11 protein-coding genes and 1 pseudogene are annotated in these 17,509 nt (G+C 71.9%); 7 read left to right on the top strand and 5 right to left on the bottom strand.

Annotated features, from left to right (window positions below):
* Nucleotides 1-81: 81 nt before the first annotated feature.
* Nucleotides 82-2,508, bottom strand: a complete 2,427-nt coding sequence (locus OG730_RS03705; RefSeq protein ID WP_327302783.1) for a polysaccharide lyase 8 family protein — start codon at nucleotides 2,506-2,508, stop codon at nucleotides 82-84.
* A 129-nt stretch (nucleotides 2,509-2,637) separates the two neighbouring features.
* Nucleotides 2,638-3,792: a LacI family DNA-binding transcriptional regulator gene (locus tag OG730_RS03700; protein ID WP_327302782.1), complete on the bottom strand. Its 1,155-nt coding sequence runs from the start codon at nucleotides 3,790-3,792 to the stop codon at nucleotides 2,638-2,640.
* Nucleotides 3,793-3,951: 159 nt separating this feature from the next.
* Between OG730_RS03700 and OG730_RS03695 the strand changes: the two genes are divergently transcribed.
* From OG730_RS03695 to OG730_RS03680, 4 genes are all read left to right on the top strand, one after another.
* Nucleotides 3,952-5,799: a glycoside hydrolase family 35 protein gene (locus OG730_RS03695; RefSeq protein WP_327302781.1), complete on the top strand. Its 1,848-nt coding sequence runs from the start codon at nucleotides 3,952-3,954 to the stop codon at nucleotides 5,797-5,799.
* A 135-nt stretch (nucleotides 5,800-5,934) separates the two neighbouring features.
* Entirely contained in the window at nucleotides 5,935-7,128 is a 1,194-nt protein-coding gene (locus tag OG730_RS03690) for a serine hydrolase domain-containing protein (RefSeq protein ID WP_442814817.1), read from the top strand.
* 125 nt (nucleotides 7,129-7,253) lie between these two features.
* Nucleotides 7,254-7,763, top strand: coding sequence for a hypothetical protein (locus OG730_RS03685; RefSeq protein WP_327302780.1), 510 nt, complete (start codon nucleotides 7,254-7,256; stop codon nucleotides 7,761-7,763).
* A gap of 38 nt (nucleotides 7,764-7,801) precedes the next feature.
* A complete protein-coding gene (locus OG730_RS03680; RefSeq protein WP_327302779.1) occupies nucleotides 7,802-8,995 on the top strand; it encodes an MFS transporter in 1,194 nt (397 codons plus the stop codon).
* 57 nt (nucleotides 8,996-9,052) lie between these two features.
* On the opposite strand, the gene xdhC is transcribed toward OG730_RS03680, so the two are convergent.
* The 3 genes from xdhC to OG730_RS03665 are packed head-to-tail and all read right to left on the bottom strand — an operon-like array spanning nucleotide 9,053 to nucleotide 13,849.
* Entirely contained in the window at nucleotides 9,053-9,919 is an 867-nt protein-coding gene (gene xdhC / locus OG730_RS03675) for a xanthine dehydrogenase accessory protein XdhC (protein ID WP_327309141.1), read from the bottom strand.
* 1 nt (nucleotide 9,920) lies between these two features.
* Nucleotides 9,921-12,341 (bottom strand): xanthine dehydrogenase molybdopterin binding subunit, encoded by a 2,421-nt coding sequence (gene xdhB, locus OG730_RS03670; protein ID WP_327302778.1) that lies wholly within the window; start codon nucleotides 12,339-12,341, stop codon nucleotides 9,921-9,923.
* Entirely contained in the window at nucleotides 12,338-13,849 is a 1,512-nt protein-coding gene (locus OG730_RS03665) for a xanthine dehydrogenase small subunit (RefSeq protein ID WP_327302777.1), read from the bottom strand. Before OG730_RS03665 ends, xdhB begins: the two co-directional genes overlap by 4 nt.
* A gap of 513 nt (nucleotides 13,850-14,362) precedes the next feature.
* Here OG730_RS03665 and OG730_RS03660 point away from each other — a divergent pair.
* The 3 genes and pseudogenes from OG730_RS03660 to OG730_RS03650 all read left to right on the top strand — a co-directional run.
* Nucleotides 14,363-14,485 (top strand): annotated as a pseudogene (locus OG730_RS03660) (pyridoxamine 5'-phosphate oxidase family protein); the annotation flags it as partial.
* A gap of 197 nt (nucleotides 14,486-14,682) precedes the next feature.
* A complete protein-coding gene (locus tag OG730_RS03655) occupies nucleotides 14,683-16,095 on the top strand; it encodes a family 2B encapsulin nanocompartment shell protein (protein WP_327302776.1) in 1,413 nt (470 codons plus the stop codon).
* 97 nt (nucleotides 16,096-16,192) lie between these two features.
* Entirely contained in the window at nucleotides 16,193-17,500 is a 1,308-nt protein-coding gene (locus OG730_RS03650; protein WP_327302775.1) for a family 2 encapsulin nanocompartment cargo protein terpene cyclase, read from the top strand.
* The last annotated feature ends 9 nt before the right edge of the window (nucleotides 17,501-17,509 follow it).

Here is a 17,509-nt window from a genome sequence, read left to right as displayed (position 1 = left end):
GGGGAGAAGCCGGGTTGGCAACGTTGTCAACCCGGCCGTGCGAGGGCCCGCCCGTGGTGGCGGGCCCTCGCGGCCGGCGGTTCAGCCGAGCCGGACGGTGACGGTCTGGGGGCCGCCGGCCTGGCCGGTGAGGTCGCCGAAGGTGAGGGTCAGGGCGTTGCCGGTGGTGGCCGCGGTGACGGTGGACGCCTTGGAGAGGATCTTGGAGACGCGGCGGTTCCAGCTGACCTCCAGCGAGGTCGCCTGCCGGGCGGGGTCCGAGACGACGACGGTCGCGGTCCCGTTCCGGTTCTCCCGGATCAGGACGGAGGCGGGGGCGCTCGTGGTGATCCCGTCCACGGTGCCCGGCGTCCAGAAGTTGACGGCGGTGAAGCCGAGCCTGGAGACGCGCACGCCCTGCTGGTCGGCGGTGTTGGCGAGGATCTTCAGCCAGCCCCTGTCGCAGGAGCGGTGCTCGGTGGTCCGGGCGCTCGCGCCCGGCAGGAGCACGTAGGCGTAACCGGCGTCGGTGGGGTCGGTGCCGTGGTCGGTGAACAGGGTCAGGTACCGGCGGGTGATCGGGTCGGCGGATCCGCCGGTGTTGATGTCCTTCCAGGCGCCGGTGCGTTCCTCGCGTACGGCGCAGACCTTGGCGCCGCCGGGGAAGACGTAGCCGGCCTGGCCCTCGATGTGGGCCCACCCGGCGTCCTCGAAGGTGGCCGACCAGCCCTGCGCCGCGGGCTGTCGCCCGCCGTCGACGGTCAGCGCGGGGGCGCCGGTGGTTCCGAGGTGCCGGTTGTCGATGGTGGTTTCGACGGGGAATCCGTCGGTGCAAGCGATGCCGGCGCCGAGGCAGACGATGGAGTCGTCCAGCCAGAACCAGGACTTCCTGGCGCTCATCGTGCTCGCCAGACCCTTGAGGTGCTGGCCCGTGGCGCCGAACTCGCCGTCGGTGGCGCCGCCGACCCAGGCCGCGTCCGGACGGGGGCCGCCCCAGTTGCCGCCCTGACCGTCGGAGAGGGGCTTGCGGGAGGCGGTGATGCCGGGCAGCCGGTACGGGTCGACCGTCGGCCAGTACGCGTCGGAGTACTGCTCCAGGCCGAAGTCGCTGCCCCACCAGGAGAGCCAGCCGGCGCCCGTGTGGTAGCCGCGGGCGTGCTCGCCGTTGCCGAACTCGTAGTGCGCGATGCGCCGGGACGCCATGCTGACCGAGGCCGCCCAGCCGCGGCGCCGGTGGGTGACCCGGTCCATGTTGTGGAACAGCCGGTGCCCGACGGGCTCGGGAGCCGCGGTGACCGAGGTGTCGTCCTGCAGGCCCTGCAGCAAGGACGCGCGGATGAGGCTGAGTCCCGGGTTCGCGAGAGCGGGGTAGTGGTAGTCGCGCCGGAGCCAGCCCTTGACCATGGCGCGCCACCGCGCGTTCTCCTCCGGGGAGGCGCCCTGGCCGAGGAGGACGAGGGTGGCGAGGAGGCCGTGGGCGCGCAGGTGGTCGTTGGTGCCCTGCCGGCTGATGCCCCGGGAGGAGACGTTGTCCATCATCAGGCCGTTGTAGATGAACGGGGCGACGGCCGTTTCGACGGTGTCGAGGAAGAGCTGGGTGTTCGGGTCGTTCAGTTCCCAGGCGGATCCGCGCAGCAGCGCGAGGATCCGGCCCACGCCGTCGTGCAGCACCGAGCCGTAGCCGCCGATGTACGGGACGGAGGTGTGCTGGATGAAGGAGCCGTCGGCGTAGAAGCCGTCGCCGGTGGTGACGTACGGGAAGACGGGGGCCAGGGCCCGGGCGGCCAGGGCGATCTTGTCGGAGCTCTCGCCGACGACCCCGCGCAGGAGGATGCCGCGGCACAGGTCGACCCGGTTCGCGCCGGTGCTGGTTCCGCTGTACGAGGCCACGGCCGAATCGGGGAGGAAGTGGTCCACGGCCGCGCAGAACCTGGCCCTCTGGTCCTGCGTCAGGTGGTCGTGGATCAGTACGCAGGTGTCCATGAGGGCCTGCGCCGAACCGATCTGCCAGTTCCACCAGTTGCCGTACGGGACGGTGGCCGGGCGGTACACCTCGGCGTCGAGGTGTTCGAGGCCGGTGATGATCGCCGTGAGCAGGACGGTGTCACCGGTGAGCCCGGTCCCGGGCTGGCAGAAGGCCTGGGCCATGACGTTCAGCCTGGTGTAACTGTCGTTCACACGGGCGGAGAAGGCGTACGACTCGGCGTCGAGGTCCGGATCCGGGTCGGTCCAGATCAGGCCGGGCCACAGCGACCCGGCGGCGGGGGTCATCGTGGAGAGGTGACCACGGGCGCTGGAGCCGAGGTTGGCGAGCAGTGTCTTGAAGGGTTCGGCCGTCGGACTGAACCCGGTGCCGAGGATCAGGTCCCGCCATTTCGCGCGCAGTCCGGCGAACTCCTCCGTGGTGGCGGCGGGGGCTGCGGCGGCCGCCGTGGCCGGAAGGGACGTCCACCCCGTGAGCCCCAGCGCGAGGGTGCCGGCCCCCGCCGCGTGCAGGAAGGTACGACGGGGCCAGGCGGAAGCAGTCATGGAGGACCCAATCTGGTGCGGGGATTCCGGTGCGGTGGAATGCGGTGCGGCGGTGGTCTCGCTGGTTGGCCAGACTTCGATTCCGGTGACCGGAAGTCAATGCTCCGCTCCCATTCGGTCAAGAAGCGGTCACCGACGCGTCGTTCGGGTCGGCCGACCGCCGAGCCGATCCCCGTCCACGACGGAGTACGGGGTGCCGCAGGAGTTCCGCACCTTCAGCCGCGGCAGGAGCGCGACGTGCGAGCTCTCGGCCCCGGGGTTCTCCAGCCGGCGCAGCAGCAGGTTCAGCGCCGCTTCGCCGACCGCCCCCTTGACGGGTCCGACCGAGGTCAGGGGTACGTTCGCCAGCGTCGCCAACTCGTCGTCGTAGCAGACGATCGAGAACTCCTCCGGCACGCGCAGACCCCGCTCGGCCAGCCGCTGGAGCAGGTCGATCGCGGCGGAGTCGGGGTGGACGAGTGCGGCGCGGACCTCGCCCGCGCGAGCGAGGTCGAGCAGCCTGTCGAGGCGCCGCTCGAAGCCGTCGGCCCCGCCCGGCCCCAGCCCTCCGGCCGGGGATAGGTCGTCCTCGGGCAGCCCGAGAGACCCGACCGCGGCGCGGTACCCCTGCCGCAGGGCGGGCGAGGTGTGAGTGGCGCGGGAGAGCAGGGCCACGCGGCGATGGCCGAGGGCCGCCAGGTGGCGGACGCCGGCGGCGGCGCCGTCCGCGTGGGCCGAGCCGACCCGGTCGATCTCCGCTCCGGGCGAGCCCGCGGGCACCTGCCGCTCCACCAGCACGGCGGGGACCGGCAGGTCCGCGAGCTCCTGGAGGTCACCGGGGTCCGGGCCGTCCACGCCCCAACTGGGGGTGAGGAGCAGGCCGGTGGCGCCCGCCTCGATGAGGGTGTCGATGCGCGTCCTGTCCTGGTCCCTGTCGTACTCGGTGGTCGCGACGAGCAGCCGGGCGCCGACGTCGGCGGCCGCGTCCCGGGCGCCGCGAATGACCGAGGGATAGAAGTACCCGGCCGCCGGGACCACCATCCCGAGCACGAGCCCGCGGGGTGCGGGTGGCGGGGGCAGCTCGCGGGCCAGGCGTGCCTCACGGGGGCTCAGCCGCGCGGTCGGCCACAGTGCCGACCCGTGCAGTCTCCGTACGAGCCCCGCGTCGGAGAGCGCCGCGACGTCCCGCCTCGCGGTCTCCACGGAGATCCCGAGCTCGGTGGCGAGGTCGGACACCCGTACGCTCCCGTGCTCCCGCACGAGCCGCAGCACCCTCTTGTGCCGCTCCTCCACCCGCTCCCGCATGTGATCTCCCTTGACCCCTCGGGCTGCTTCAGCCTAGCGTGATCAGGGGCCCGTAGAAAGCGCTTTCTATGCGGGGTCTTCCTTCTGCCGGAGCCCCTGTCCACCGACGAGTCCAGCACCACCGGAAGTCACCGGAAGTCACCGAAAGAGAGCGCACACGTGAAGCCACCGCAGCCGCCGATCGCGAATCCGGTCACGCATCCGGTCACGACGCTGACCACGGACGAGACGGGCTTCCTGCGCGACGGCCGCCCGCACCAGGTCGTTTCCGCGGCCATCCACTATTTCCGGGTGCACCCCGGCCTCTGGGCCGACCGCCTGCTGCGCCTGCGCGCGATGGGCGTGAACACCGTCGAGACCTACGTGGCCTGGAACGTCCACGAGCCCAGCCCCGGCGCGTTCACCTTCGACGGGGCGAACGACGTCGCGGCCTTCATCCGGACCGCCGGTGAACTCGGCCTGGACGTCATCGTCCGGCCGGGCCCCTACATCTGCGCCGAATGGGACTTCGGCGGGCTGCCCGGATGGCTGCTGGCCGACCGTACGATGCGGCTGCGCCGCCGCGACCCCGCGTACCTGGCCGCCGTGGACGCGTGGTTCGACACCCTGGCCCCCGTCCTGGTCCCCCTCCTCGGCAGCCGGGGCGGGCCGGTGGTGGCGGTGGGCGTCGAGAACGAGTACGGCAGCTTCGGCAACGACACCGGCTATCTGGAGCACCTCCGCGACGGCCTGGTCCGCCGCGGCATCGACTGCCTGCTGTTCACCACCGACGGCGCCGACCACGGGTTCCAGCTCGGCGGCCGCATCCCCGGTGTCCTGACCACCGGGACCTTCGGCTCCCGCCCCGAGAGCTCGCTCGCGACCCTGCGCACGTACCAGCCGCAAGGGCCGCTGGTCTGCGTGGAGTACTGGCACGGCTGGTTCGACCACTGGGGCGAACCGCACCACACGCGCGACCCGGAGGACGCCGCCGCCACCCTGGACAGCCTGCTCGCCGCGGGCGCCTCGGTGAACATCTACATGGGACACGGCGGCACCAACTTCGGCTGGTGGAACGGCGCCAACCACGATGGCACCACCTACCAGCCCGACGTGACCAGCTACGACTACGACGCCCCCGTCGGCGAGGCCGGTGAACTCACCCGGAAGTTCCACCTCTTCCGCGAGGTCATCGGCCGCCACACCGCCCCCGTCACCCATGAACTCCCCGCTCTGCCCCCGCGGGTCGTGCCCCAAGTGCTCTCCGTGGACGGGTGCGTCTCGTTGGCCGACTCCCTGGACGTGCTGTCCAAGCCCGTGCACCACGTCGAACCGCTGACCATGGAGGAAGCCGGCCAGTCCCTGGGCCTGATCCACTACCGGACCCGCCTGCGGGGACCCCTGCCCGAATCGGCCCTGCGCATCGACGGGCTCGCCGACCGGGCCCAGGTCTTTCTGGACGGGCGGGAGATCGGGCTGCTTGAACGGGACGAGCCGTCGGCGGCGCTGACCGTCGCCGTGCCCGACGGGGGAGCGGAGCTCGACATCCTGGTGGAGAACCAGGGTCGGATCAACTACGGTCCCCTGCTGGCCGATCGCAAGGGCATCCGCGACGGAGTGAGACTGGACAACCAGTACCAGTTCGGCTGGGAGATCAGGCCGCTGCCCCTCGACGACCTGACAGGACTCGCGTTCGGCCACGGTGAGCTCGGCCACGGAGACTTCGGCCACGGCGAGCTCGCCGACGGCCCGTCCTTCCACCGGGTCACCGTCGAACTGGACTCCGCGGCCGACGCGTTCATCGCCCTCCCCGGGTGGACCAAGGGAATGGTCTGGCTGAACGGCTTCGCCCTGGGCCGGTTCTGGGAGCGCGGCCCGCAGAAGACCCTGTACGCACCGGGTCCCCTGTGGCGCGCCGGCGAGAACACCCTGGTGATCCTCGAGCTCCACCGCCCCGGGACCACCGTGGAACTCCGCGACGCACCGGACCTCGGCACGGAGGCGCCCGCGCCCATTCCGGTCTGGTAGCCGGGCCGGCGCCGCGCGAGCCCGGCAGGGCCGGATGGGCCACGGCTCACCGGCCTGCGGCCGTGTCGCCGCCGGAGGTGGTGGGGGCCCTGCCATGGTGGGCCACCGCGTCCGTCTTCCCCGGGAGGTACCTCCGTGTCCCGACGCCCGCACGGCCACTCCGGTCGGATCCGTCCGTCGCTGCGCCTGGCCGCCGCCACCGCCGCGTGCGGCGCCCTGCTCGCCGTCACCGTGCAGCCCGCCCAGGCCGGAGCGGACCGCAATCCGCCTCCCGGGGCCGCGCTCCACCAGGAGCTGCGGGAGCTGGTCGAGCGGCCCGACGGGCCCCCGGGGGTCATCGCCGTCCTGCGCGACGGCGACCGTGCGGAGGTCTACCGGGCGGGCGTGGCCGACGTGCGGAGCGGCCGGCCGCCGCGGGCCACGGACCACATGCGGATCGCCAGCGTCGCCAAGGCCTTCAGCGGAGCGGTGGCCCTCGTCCTGGTCGACCGCGGCCGGCTGCGGCTCGACGACACGATCGGCGAGGTGCTGCCCGGGCAGCCGGAAGCCTGGCACGACGTGACGCTCCGTCAACTTCTCAATCACACCAGTGGATTGCCGGACTACTCGTCCTCCCAGGGGTTCATCGACATCATCTCCGAGGACCCCCGGCACCGCTTCGACTCCCGCCGCCTGCTGGACTTCGTCGCCGACGAGGACCTCGGCTTCCCGCCGGGCAGCCGCTACGCGTACTCCAACTCCGACAACATCGCCGTCGCCCTCATGGCCGAGGCCGCCACCGGACGCCGGTACGAGACGCTGCTGCGCGAGCTCGTCTACGAGCCGCTGGGCCTGCGGGCCACGAGCCTGCCCCAGGGCTACCGGCTGCCCACCCCCTTCCTGCACGGATACCAGATCGATCCGGACGAAGGACCCGTCGACGTCAGCGAGGCCGTGGGCGCCTCGGGAGCCTGGGCGTCCGGAGGGATCGTCTCGACGCCGAAGGACCTGACCGCGTTCATCAGGGGCTACGCGGGCGGCGCCCTCGTCTCGGAGCGCACCCGGCGCCAGCAGTTCCGGTTCATCCCGGGCGCCCTGTCCCAGCCCCCCGGCCCCGGCCGCACCGAGGCGGGCCTGGCGATCTTCCGCTACACCACCCGCTGCGGAACGGTCTACGGCCACACCGGCAACACGGCCGGTTACACGCAGCTCGTCGCGGCCACGGCGGACGGCCGGCGCTCGCTGACCTTCTCGATCACCACGCAGACCTCCCTCACCATCAACCCCGACCTGCTCGAACAGGTCCGGGAGGTCCAGGAGGACTTCGTCTGCGCCCTGCTGCGCAAGTGAGGCTGTGCAGGTGAGCTGTGCGCCCGCGGTTCCCGCGGGTGCGCGCCGCACCCCCATGGGGGAAGCTGGGAAGACCCCGGTGGTGCCGGTGCCGGGCAGAGCGGCAAGGGCAAGGAAGGTCTTCCGTGAACGTTTCCGCAGGTGGCCGCCCCGCACACGCATCCCGGCGCACGGTGCGGACGGCCACCCTGCTGTGCGCGGTGGCGGCGATGACGGCCGCCGTGCTCCCGGCCTCCGCGACCTCGTCCGCACGCACCGGCGCCGGTGTCGCCCACCCGGCCCGGGACCCGGCCCAGGATCCGGTCGTGGTCGTCGACTGCTCCTCGCAGGCCCAGATGCGCCCCGCCGAGTACCTCCTCGCCTGTGGCGACGGGAACAACCGGCTCGTCGGGCTCCGCTGGAACACCTGGGGTCCGCGCAGCGCCACGGCCACCGGCACCGACATGGTGAACGACTGCCGCCCGTACTGCGCGGCCGGCCGCTTCCGCGCCTACCCGGTCACGGTGACCCTGGGCGATCCACAGCCCTGGCCCGACCACCCCGACCTGCGGCGCTTCACCACGATCCGGCTCCTCTACACCGACACCGCACCGGAACCCGTCCCCAAGGACGTGACCTACAAGCTGGTGTACTGACGCGGGCCCCGGGCTCCCCACGGGATACGGTCGGCGGCATGGACCTTGATCGACAAGGGTGGAGCCCGACCCTGCTGAGCGGGGCGGTGTTCGCCGTCTGCATGGCCGGCACCACGCTGCCGACCCCCCTCTACGGGCTCTACCAGGAGAAGTTCGGCTTCTCCGCGCTGATGGTGACCGTGGTGTACGCCGTGTACGCCTTCGGGGTGATCGGCGTCCTGCTGCTGGCGGGCAACGCCTCCGACGCCGTGGGCCGGCGGCCGGTGCTGCTGGCGGGACTGGGCTTCGCCGCGGCGAGCGCCGTCTGCTTCCTGTGCGCCGACGGGATGCCCTGGCTGTACGCGGGACGGCTGCTGTCCGGTCTGTCCGCCGGCCTGTTCACCGGGGCCGCCACGGCGTACGTGATGGAGCTGGCACCGCCCGGCGGCGCCTCACGGGCCACCTTCGTCGCGACGGCCGCCAACATGGGCGGACTGGGCTGCGGCCCACTGCTCGCCGGGGTCCTCGCGCAGTACGCCTCCTGGCCGCTGTACCTGCCGTTCGTGGTGCACCTCGGGCTCGTGGCGGCCGCGGCCGTCGTCCTGCTGCTCCTCCCGGAGACCGTGCGCGAGCGCCGGGCGCTCAGCACCGTACGACCGCAGCGGCCCGCGCTGCCCCCACAGGTGCGGGCGGTGTTCGGGCCGGCCGCGACCGCCGCGTTCGTGGGCTTCGCCCTGTTCGGGGTGTTCACCTCCGTCAGCCCGGCGTTCCTCGCGGAGTCCCTGGACGTGCACAACCGGGCCGTGAGCGGGCTGGTGGTCGCCCTGGCCTTCTTCGCCTCCACCGCCGGGCAGCTGGCCGTCGGCCGCGTCGGGGTCGAGCGGTCCCTGCCGCTGGGGTGCGCCGTGCTCCTCGCCGGACTGGCGCTGCTCGCGGGCGCGCTGTGGTGGGACCTGCTGGCGCTGGTGGTGCTGAGCGCCCTCGTCGGCGGGCTCGGGCAGGGGCTGGCCTTCCGCGGGGCCCTGTCCGCGGTGGCCGGGGCGTCTCCCGCCGATCAGCGGGCGGCCGTGATCTCCACGCTGTTCCTGGTGGCGTACACGGGCATCTCGCTGCCCGTGATCGGGGTGGGCCTACTGGAGGGACCCCTCGGGCTGGAGGGCGCGGGACTGGTGTTCATCGCCTGTATGGCGGTGCTCGTCCTGGCCGCGGCCGGCTACCTGCTCAGGCGCCCGGCGCGGGCCGCCGCGAACTGAGCGTACGCAACCACCCGGCCCGGCCCGGCCGCCGGCGGCGCGTGCGCCCGCGAGGGCTCACGCGCTGCCGGCGACCGTGGGGTACGGCACCTCGGCAAGGGTGTTAGGGACCGCCCAGTGCCGGTCCTGTTCGAAGGTGCGGAGCAGGTCCGCCGCGACGCTCACCGCGATCGTGGCGGGCTCCTTGCCCGTGATCTCGGTCAGTCCGATCGGGCTCGTGATCCGGTCGATGGTGCCGGCGTCATGACCGCCCTCCGTGGCCAGGCGCTGCCGGAACCGCGACCACTTCGCGGACGAGCCGATCAGACCGATCGAGCCGAGACCGTCGGTGCGCAGGGCGGCGTCGCACAGCGCGGCGTCCTCGGCGTGATCGTGCGTCATGATCAGCACGTGGGAGCCGGGCGGCAGCTCCCCGAGCACCGTCTCCGGCAGCAGCGGGGTGTGGTGGACGTGGACCTGCGCCACCGCGTCGGCCAGCACACCGAGCCGCTCCTCGGTCAGCATGTCGGGGCGGCTGTCGACGAGGTGCAGGTCGAGGTCCTGACGGGCCAGGATCCGGGCCAGTTCCAGCCCGACGTGCCCGACGCCGAAGACGGCCACCGCCTGGACCACCGGCAGCGGTTCGAGCAGCACCGTGACGGCTCCGCCGCAGCACTGCACGCCGTGCCGGCTGGTGACCTTGTCGTTCAGGGCGAACTCCATCAGCTCCGTCTGCGGATCGGCCGCGCCGCACAGCTCGCGGGCCCGGTCGATGGCGACGGCCTCGATGTTGCCCCCGCCGATCGACCCCCAGGTCTCGGTCCGCCCCACGACCAGCTTGGCACCGGCCCGGCGGGGCGCGTGGCCGCGCACGGTCGCTACGGTCACGAGCACGCCGGGTTCCCGGCGTGCCCGCAACCGCGCGACCGCGGCGACCCAGCTCATGTCAGACATTGCTCAAGGCGCTTGCATCGGCATCGGCACCGGTACCGCCATCGGCATCGGCATCGGAGAGGACCCCGTTGCCCTTGGAGGCCCGCCCGCCCCGGCGGGCTCCTTCGATCGCCCAGTACACCGCTTCCGGTGTGGCCGGCGAGGCGAGCTCCACGCTGATTCCGGCGGGCCCGAACTCCGCGGCCGCCTGCCGCAGGGCCTCCCGTACCGAGAAGGCCAGCATCAGCGGGGGCTCACCGACCGCCTTGGAGCCGTAGACCGCGCCCTCCTCCGTGGCGTTCTCCATCAGCCTGACGTTGAACTCCTCGGGCATCTCGGAGAAGCTCGGCAGCTTGTAGGTGCTCGCGGCCTGGGTCAGCAGGCGACCGCGGTTCGGGCCGTCGCCGGAGTCCCAGCGCATGTCCTCCAGCGTCAGCCAGCCCGCGCCCTGGACGAAACCGCCCTCGACCTGACCGATGTCGATCATCGGCGAGAGGCTGTCGCCGACGTCGTGGACGATGTCCACGCGCCGGATCCGGTACGCACCGGTGAAGCCGTCCACTTCCACCTCGGTCGCGGCGGCCCCGTAGGAGAAGTACTTGAACGGCGAGCCGTGGAACGCCTTCGCGTCCCAGTGCAGGCCCTCGGTCCGGTAGAAGCCGGCCGCCGAGAGCTGGACCCGCTGGAAGTACGCGGTGCGGACCAGGTCGTCCCAGGCCAGCTCCTTGTCGATGCCCAGGGCGCGCGCGACGCCCTCGATGATGCGCACGTCCGAGGCGTTCGTACCCAGCTGCGTGCCGGCCACCTGGAGCAGCCGCTCGCGGATCTGCTCGCAGGCGTTCTTCACGGCGGCGCCGTTGAGGTCCGCCCCCGCACTGGCGGCGGTCGCCGAGGTGTTGGGCACCTTGTCGGTGCGCGTCGGGGCCAGCCGTACCTTGTGCAGCGGGATGCCGAGCGTGGTCGCGGCCACCTGCAGCATCTTGGTGTGCAGGCCCTGGCCCATCTCGGTGCCGCCGTGGTTGATCAGGACGGAGCCGTCCTTGTAGACCAGCACCAGCGCACCGGCCTGGTTGAAGGCGGTGAGGTTGAAGGAGATGCCGAACTTGATCCCGGTCATCGCCAGCGCCCGCTTGGTGTGCGGGTGCGCGGCGTTGAAGGCCGCGATCTCGCGCCCCCGATCGGCCAGGGCGGCGTCCTCCCGGACCTGCCGCCAGATGGCGGAGATCCGCTCGGGGTGGGGGACCGGCTGCCCGTACGGCGTCGACTGGCCCTGCCGGTAGAAGTTGCGCTCGCGCAGCTCCATCGGATCCAGGCCGAGCAGCGGCGCGCACCGGCCCATGATGTCCTCGATCACCAGCATGCCCTGGGGTCCGCCGAAGCCGCGGAAGGCCGTGTTGGAGACCTTGTTGGTCTTGGCGATGCGGCCGGCGACGCGGGCGTTGGGGATCCAGTAGGTGTTGTCGATGTGGCAGAGCGCGCGGGCCACCACGGGCTCGGACAGGTCCAGGCTCCAGCCGCCGTCGGCGGTCAGGGTGGCGTCCAGGGCCTGGATGCGGCCCTCGGTGTCGAAGCCGATCTTCCACGTGGCGTGGAACCCGTGGCGCTTGCCGGACATGGTCAGGTCCTGGGTCCGGTTGAGCCGTACCCGGACCGGCCGGCCGGTGAGCTTGGCGCCGAGCGCGGCGACGGCCGCGAATCCGTGCGGCTGCATCTCCTTGCCGCCGAAGCCGCCGCCCATCCGCAGGCACTGCACGGTCACCTCGTGGCTGTGCAGGCCGAGTACGTGGGCGACGATCTCCTGCGTCTCCGAGGGGTGCTGGGTGCTGCTCTGGACGAACATCTGCCCGTTCTCGTCCAGGAGGGCGAGCGCCGCGTGCGTTTCGAGATAGAAGTGTTCCTGGTCGGAGAACTGGAACTCCCCGGTGAACACGTGCGCGGAGTCCTCGAAGCCGGCGCCGACATCACCGGTCTCCATCCGGGGCCGGGCGCCGTGGAAGCTCCCGGTCTCGATGGCCTCCCGCAAGGTGATCACGGACGGCCTTTCGTCGAGTTCCACCTCGACCGCCGCCGCACCGAGCCGGGCCGCCTCCACGCTCTCGCCCAGGACCCAGGCGACCGCGTGGCCGTGGAACATGACCGTGTCGGGGAACAGCGGTTCGTCGTGCTTCATCCCGGCGTCGTTGACGCCGGGCACGTCGGCCCCGGTCAGTACGCGGACCACGCCCGGCACGGCGAGCGCGGGCTCGGTGCGCAGCGCCGTGATCCTGCCGTGGGCCTTCATCACCTGGACCGGGTAGGCGTGCAGGACGCCCTTGGTGCGGTGGATCAGGTCGTCGGTGTAGAGCGCCGCTCCGGTGACGTGCAGGTTCGCACTCTCGTGCGGCATCGACAGACCGACGACGGGCTTTTCGGGACGCTCGGACAACTGGCTCATGACGACACCGCCTCGGTGGTTTGCGCGTACAGCTTGTTCAGGCTCTGGCCGAGCATCGCGGAGCGGTAGAGGGCGCTGGCGCGGTGGTCGTCCATCGGGGTGCCCTCGGCCCGCAGGACCCGGGCCGCGGCCTCGACGGTCTCGGCCGTCCAGGCCTTGCCCTCCAGGGCGGCCTCGGTGGTGAGGGCGCGGATCGGAGTGGCGGCCACGCCGCCCAGGCCGATGCGCGCCTTGCGGACGATCCCGTCCTCGATGTCGAGGGCGAAGGCGACCGCCACGCTGGAGATGTCGTCGAAGCGCCGCTTGGCGATCTTGTGGAAGGCCGTGACCGGCGACAGCGGCAGCGGGACGCGCACCGCGCGGATCAGCTCGCCGGGGCGGCGCACGCTCTGCCGGTAGCCGGTGAAGTAGTCGGCGAGCGGGACCTCGCGCTCGCCGTCGGCGCCGGCCAGCAGCAGCGAGGCCTCCAGCGCGAGCAGCACGGGCGGGCTGTCGCCGATGGGGGAGCCGGTACCGAGGTTGCCGCCGAGGGTCGCGCTGTTGCGGATGAGCCGGGACGCGAACTGCGGGAACAGTTCGGCCAGGAGCGGGACGCTGCCGTCGAGGCGGCGTTCGATCTCGGTGAGCGTCTGAGCCGCTCCGATCTCGATGTGATCGGACTCGACGCGCAGCTCCCGCAGTTCGGGCAGCCGGTCGACGGCGACCACACAATCAGCCCGGCGGGAGCGGATGTTCACCTCCACGCCCCAGTCGGTGCTGCCGGCGACCACCACGGCCCCGGGCCGCTCGCGGAGCAGCCGCACCGTCTCCGCCAGGGTGCCGGGCCGCAGGAACACCCTGTCGTCCTGGGTGTATTCGGTGGCGGCGGCCTCCGGCGGGGACTGCTCGCGCCGTTGCGCCAGGACATCGTCCTCGGCGGGCGCGCCCACGGCGAACGCCGCGTCACGGATGGGTCGGTAGCCGGTGCAGCGGCAGAGGTTCCCGCTCAGCGCGTGCAGGTCGAAACCGTTCGGACCGTGTTCGGAGTCGGCGTCATGAGCCGTGTCCGCGGCCTCGGCCGGGTGCCCAGTCGCGGCCGGGTCCCCGGTCGCGTCCGCGTGTGCGCAGCGGTCCGGCCGGTAGTACTCGGAGGCCATGCTGCAGATGAACCCCGGTGTGCAGTAACCGCATTGGGAGCCGCCGCGGACGGCCATCTCCTCCTGTACGGGATGCAGCGCGGTGGCCGCGCCGGACGCGTCGACGGTGGCGAGGCCCTCGGAGGTGACGACCTCCTGACCGTCGAGCGCCAGGGCCGGAACCAGGCAGGCGTTGACCGCCACCCAGTCGGTGGGCTTGTTCACCCCGGGCCGGGCCACGAGCACCGAACAGGCGCCGCACTCACCCTCGGCGCAGCCCTCCTTGGTGCCGGTCAGGCCGCGGTCGCGCAGGAAGTCCAGCACCGTGGTGTGGGCCGCTGCCGGAGCGATCGGTGTTTCTTTCCCGTTGACCGTGATGCGCGCCGCTACCACGGTACGTCCCCGTTTCGGGGCGCGTTCGATCGGACTGTCCTAGTCGCCATGTGCAGGAGCTTTCTCGTTGTGGTCGCGGCTCGATAACCGGGAGCGCGACAAATCGGCACGCAACGAAGTGCCGTAAGAGTGGCAGGGGTGGTGAAGGAGAGGGTGGTACGAAAAACCGCCGGGGCCACGAGAGGGCACGCCGGGGAAGGGCCGCTTCAGCAGCCGTGTGCTACTCGACCCGGAGCCCAAGCGGTCTGGTGGGTGAGGCGAAGCGGTGCGGAGATGGTGGACATCCGGCTTCGCCCCCTTCCAGTGGCTCACGAGTTGGTGCGGTAGAAGTTACGTGCCGAAGGTTGATCGGTCAAGCATCAATGGGGACGATTCCCTGAAGACCGCTGCTCGGGCGGGCCCTCCTTTCGTACGCGGAACCAGTGGCATAGTCGCGGTAGGGCAGCGGCGGAAGGCCGCGGACGAGCAGGCGGGGGCGGGTCAGTGGCTGCGGACACCGGAGCGTTCGAGGAGCCCAAGGGCGACCCGGCCGGTTTCGCCAAGGTCCTGGACGACACCACCCTCGTGATCCCGGACCGCCCCGGAAACCGCCGGGCGGACAGCTTCCGCAACATTCTCGCCAACCGACGGTCAGGCTGTGCCGCCCCGGCTTGAAATCGTTGGTCCGGCGATCAAACCCCGTGAGCGGCAGGATCACCGGAACGAAGCAACGGCAACGTTTTTTCACGGTCGACCAGTGATCTCCGCCGTTACGGTTCCCCGGGATCTGGACGGACGCCCAGGCGTTCGTCCTGCTTTCCCGCTGAGGAAGCCGATGAAGGAGAGCTCGACCGATGACCGTTGACACCAGCCCGGAAGCACAGCTGGATCCGCCCAAGCAATCCAGCCTGGGCACGTCGGCCGCCCGCAACCTTGCCACGACGACCAAGTCCGCCCCGCAGATGCAGGAGATCACCTCCCGCTGGCTGCTGAGGATGCTGCCCTGGGTGGAGACCAAGGGCGGCGCCTACCGGGTGAACCGCCGGCTGAGCTACACCGTCGGCGACGGGAGCATCGAGTTCGTCCAGGACGGTGCCCGCGTCCAGGTGATCCCGCGCGAACTCGGCGAACTCGCCCTGCTGCGCGGCTTCGACGACGAGGAAGTGCTGACGGCGCTCGCCGGCCGCTGCGTCCAGCGCGATTTCCGTGCCGGTGAGGTGCTGGTCGAGCGGGGCGCGGCCGCCGAGGAGATCCACCTGATCGCCCACGGCCGGATCAGCCAGACCTCCGCCGGCAAGTACGGCGACGAGATCTCCGTCGCGGTGCTCGCCGACGGCGACCGGTTCGGCGAGAACGCCCTGCTCGACTCCGACGCCCGGTGGGACTACACGGCCACCGCCGAGACCCCCGGCACCCTGCTCACCCTCTCCCGCGCCGACTTCGCCGGCATCGTGTCCGGGGCGCCGCACCTCCAGGAGCACATCCAGCGGTTCAGCTCGCTGCCCCTGCAGCGGCAGAACAAGCACGGCGAGGCCGAGATCGCGATGTCGGCCGGCCACACCGGCGAGGCCGAACTGCCCGGTACCTTCGTCGACTACGAGTCGAAGCCGCGCGAGTACGAACTCTCCATCGCCCAGACCGTCCTGCGGGTCCACACCAGGGTCGCCGACCTCTACAACGGGCCGATGAACCAGACCGAGGAGCAACTCCGTCTCACCATCGAGGCGTTGCGCGAGCGCCAGGAACACGAGCTGGTGAACAACCGGGAGTTCGGGCTGCTACACAACGCCGCCTTCAAGCAGCGGATCCAGACCCACTCCGGCCCGCCCACCCCGGACGACATGGACGAGCTGCTCTGCCGCCGCCGCGGCACCAAGCTCTTCCTCGCCCACCCTCGCACGATCGCGGCGATCGGCCGCGAGATGAACGCCCGCGGGCTCTACCCGGACCACGTGGACGTGGGCGGACAGCAGGTCCCGGCCTGGCGCGGGGTCCCGATCCTGCCCTGCAACAAGATCCCCATCACCAAGGAGAACACCAGCTCCATCCTCGCCATGCGCACCGGCGAGGACAACCAGGGCGTCATCGGACTGCGCCAGACCGGCCTGCCCGAGGAGTACGAGCCCGGCCTGTCGGTCCGGTTCATGGGCATCGACGAGAAGTCGATCATCTCCTACCTCGTCACCACCTACTACTCCGCCGCGATCCTGGTGCCCGACGCCCTCGGCGTCCTGGAGAACGTCCAGATCGCCCGCCGCAGCGACTGACCGGCCGGCGGACCCGTACGACGACGGCCCGGAGCCTCCCGGGCCGGCCGAGCGCGCCCGGGATCCGGGACGGACCACCCACCTCAAGGAGTTACGGATGCCCGAGCCCGGGCCTTCCCCTCTGCAGTCGAGCCTGCCCGGCGCCGCCGCCCAGTTCGGGGCCCACGTCCTCGGCGGCGTCAAGGTCCCCGCATCCGGAGGCCTGCCCGCCCCGCCCGCCCCGTCGCCGTCCATCGCTCCACCCGCACCGAGCGCCGCCCTGAAACGGCTCTTGGGCGGACCCAGCGGCCTGGGCACGGAGGGCCTGCACCCGGCCCGCCGGGAGGGGCCGCCCGTACCCGCGCCGCCCGCCCCCGCGCCGCCCGCCCCCGCGCCGCCCGCCCCCGCGCCGGATCCGGAGCCGGCGGTCCCCACGACCCCCGTGGCCGGACATCCGATCCCGGGCCTCTACCACCACCCCGTGCCGGAGCCGGACCCGGTGCGGGTGGAGGAGGTCAGCCGCCGGATCAAGGCCTGGGCGGTGGAAGAGGTCGATCTGTTCCCCGATGCCTGGGAGAACCAGTTCGACGGCTTCCACGTCGGGCGCTACATGGTGGCCTGCCACCCCGACGCCCCCACCATCGAGCACCTGATGGTCGCCACCCGGCTGATGGTCGCCGAGAACGCCGTCGACGACTGCTACTGCGAGGACCACGGCGGCTCGCCGATCGGCCTCGGCGGACGACTCCTGCTGGCGCACACCGCGATCGACCCCCTCCACACGACGAAGGAGTACGAGCCCGCCTGGGCGGAGTCCCTCGGGTCGGACGCGCCCCGGCGCGCCTACCGCTCCGCCATGGAGTACTTCCTCCGGCAGGCGAGCCCCTCGCAGGCGGACCGCTACCGGCACGACATGGCCCGGCTGCACCTGGGCTACCTCGCCGAGGCGGCCTGGAGCCAGACGGAGTACGTCCCCGAGGTGTGGGAGTACCTGGCCATGCGGCAGTTCAACAACTTCCGCCCCTGCCCCACCATCACGGACACCGTCGGCGGGTACGAACTCCCGGCCGACCTGCACGCCCAGGCGGCCATGCAACGGGTCATCGCACTCGCCGGGAACGCCACCACCATCGTCAACGACCTGTACTCCTACACCAAGGAACTGGCGGCCCCGGGGCGGCACATGAACCTTCCCGTGGTGATCGCCGAGCGGGAGGGGACCTCCGACAAGGAGGGCTATCTGAAGGCGGTCGAGGTCCACAACGACCTCATGCACGCCTTCGAAGCGGAGGCCGCCGCCCTGGCCGCGGCCTGCCCCGTCCCGAGCGTGCTGCGCTTCCTGCGGGGAGTCGCCGTCTGGGTCGACGGCAACCACTACTGGCACCAGACCAATACCTATCGCTACAGCCTGCCCGACTTCTGGTAAGGACGGACC

Source organism: Streptomyces sp. NBC_01298 (assembly GCF_035978755.1).
Taxonomy (GTDB): Bacteria; Actinomycetota; Actinomycetes; order Streptomycetales; family Streptomycetaceae; genus Streptomyces.
Note: the sequence above shows the minus strand (reverse complement) of the source record. Positions and strands in the feature narration are given on the sequence as shown.

Coding starts and splice junctions, on each gene's coding strand:
- OG730_RS03705 (WP_327302783.1), bottom strand. CDS start 2,508: ATGACTGCTTCCGCCTGGCCCCGTCGTACCTTCCTGCACGCGGCGGGG.
- OG730_RS03700 (WP_327302782.1), bottom strand. CDS start 3,792: ATGCGGGAGCGGGTGGAGGAGCGGCACAAGAGGGTGCTGCGGCTCGTG.
- OG730_RS03680 (WP_327302779.1), top strand. CDS start 7,802: ATGGACCTTGATCGACAAGGGTGGAGCCCGACCCTGCTGAGCGGGGCG.
- xdhC (WP_327309141.1), bottom strand. CDS start 9,919: ATGAGCTGGGTCGCCGCGGTCGCGCGGTTGCGGGCACGCCGGGAACCC.
- xdhB (WP_327302778.1), bottom strand. CDS start 12,341: ATGAGCCAGTTGTCCGAGCGTCCCGAAAAGCCCGTCGTCGGTCTGTCG.
- OG730_RS03655 (WP_327302776.1), top strand. CDS start 14,683: ATGACCGTTGACACCAGCCCGGAAGCACAGCTGGATCCGCCCAAGCAA.
- OG730_RS03650 (WP_327302775.1), top strand. CDS start 16,193: ATGCCCGAGCCCGGGCCTTCCCCTCTGCAGTCGAGCCTGCCCGGCGCC.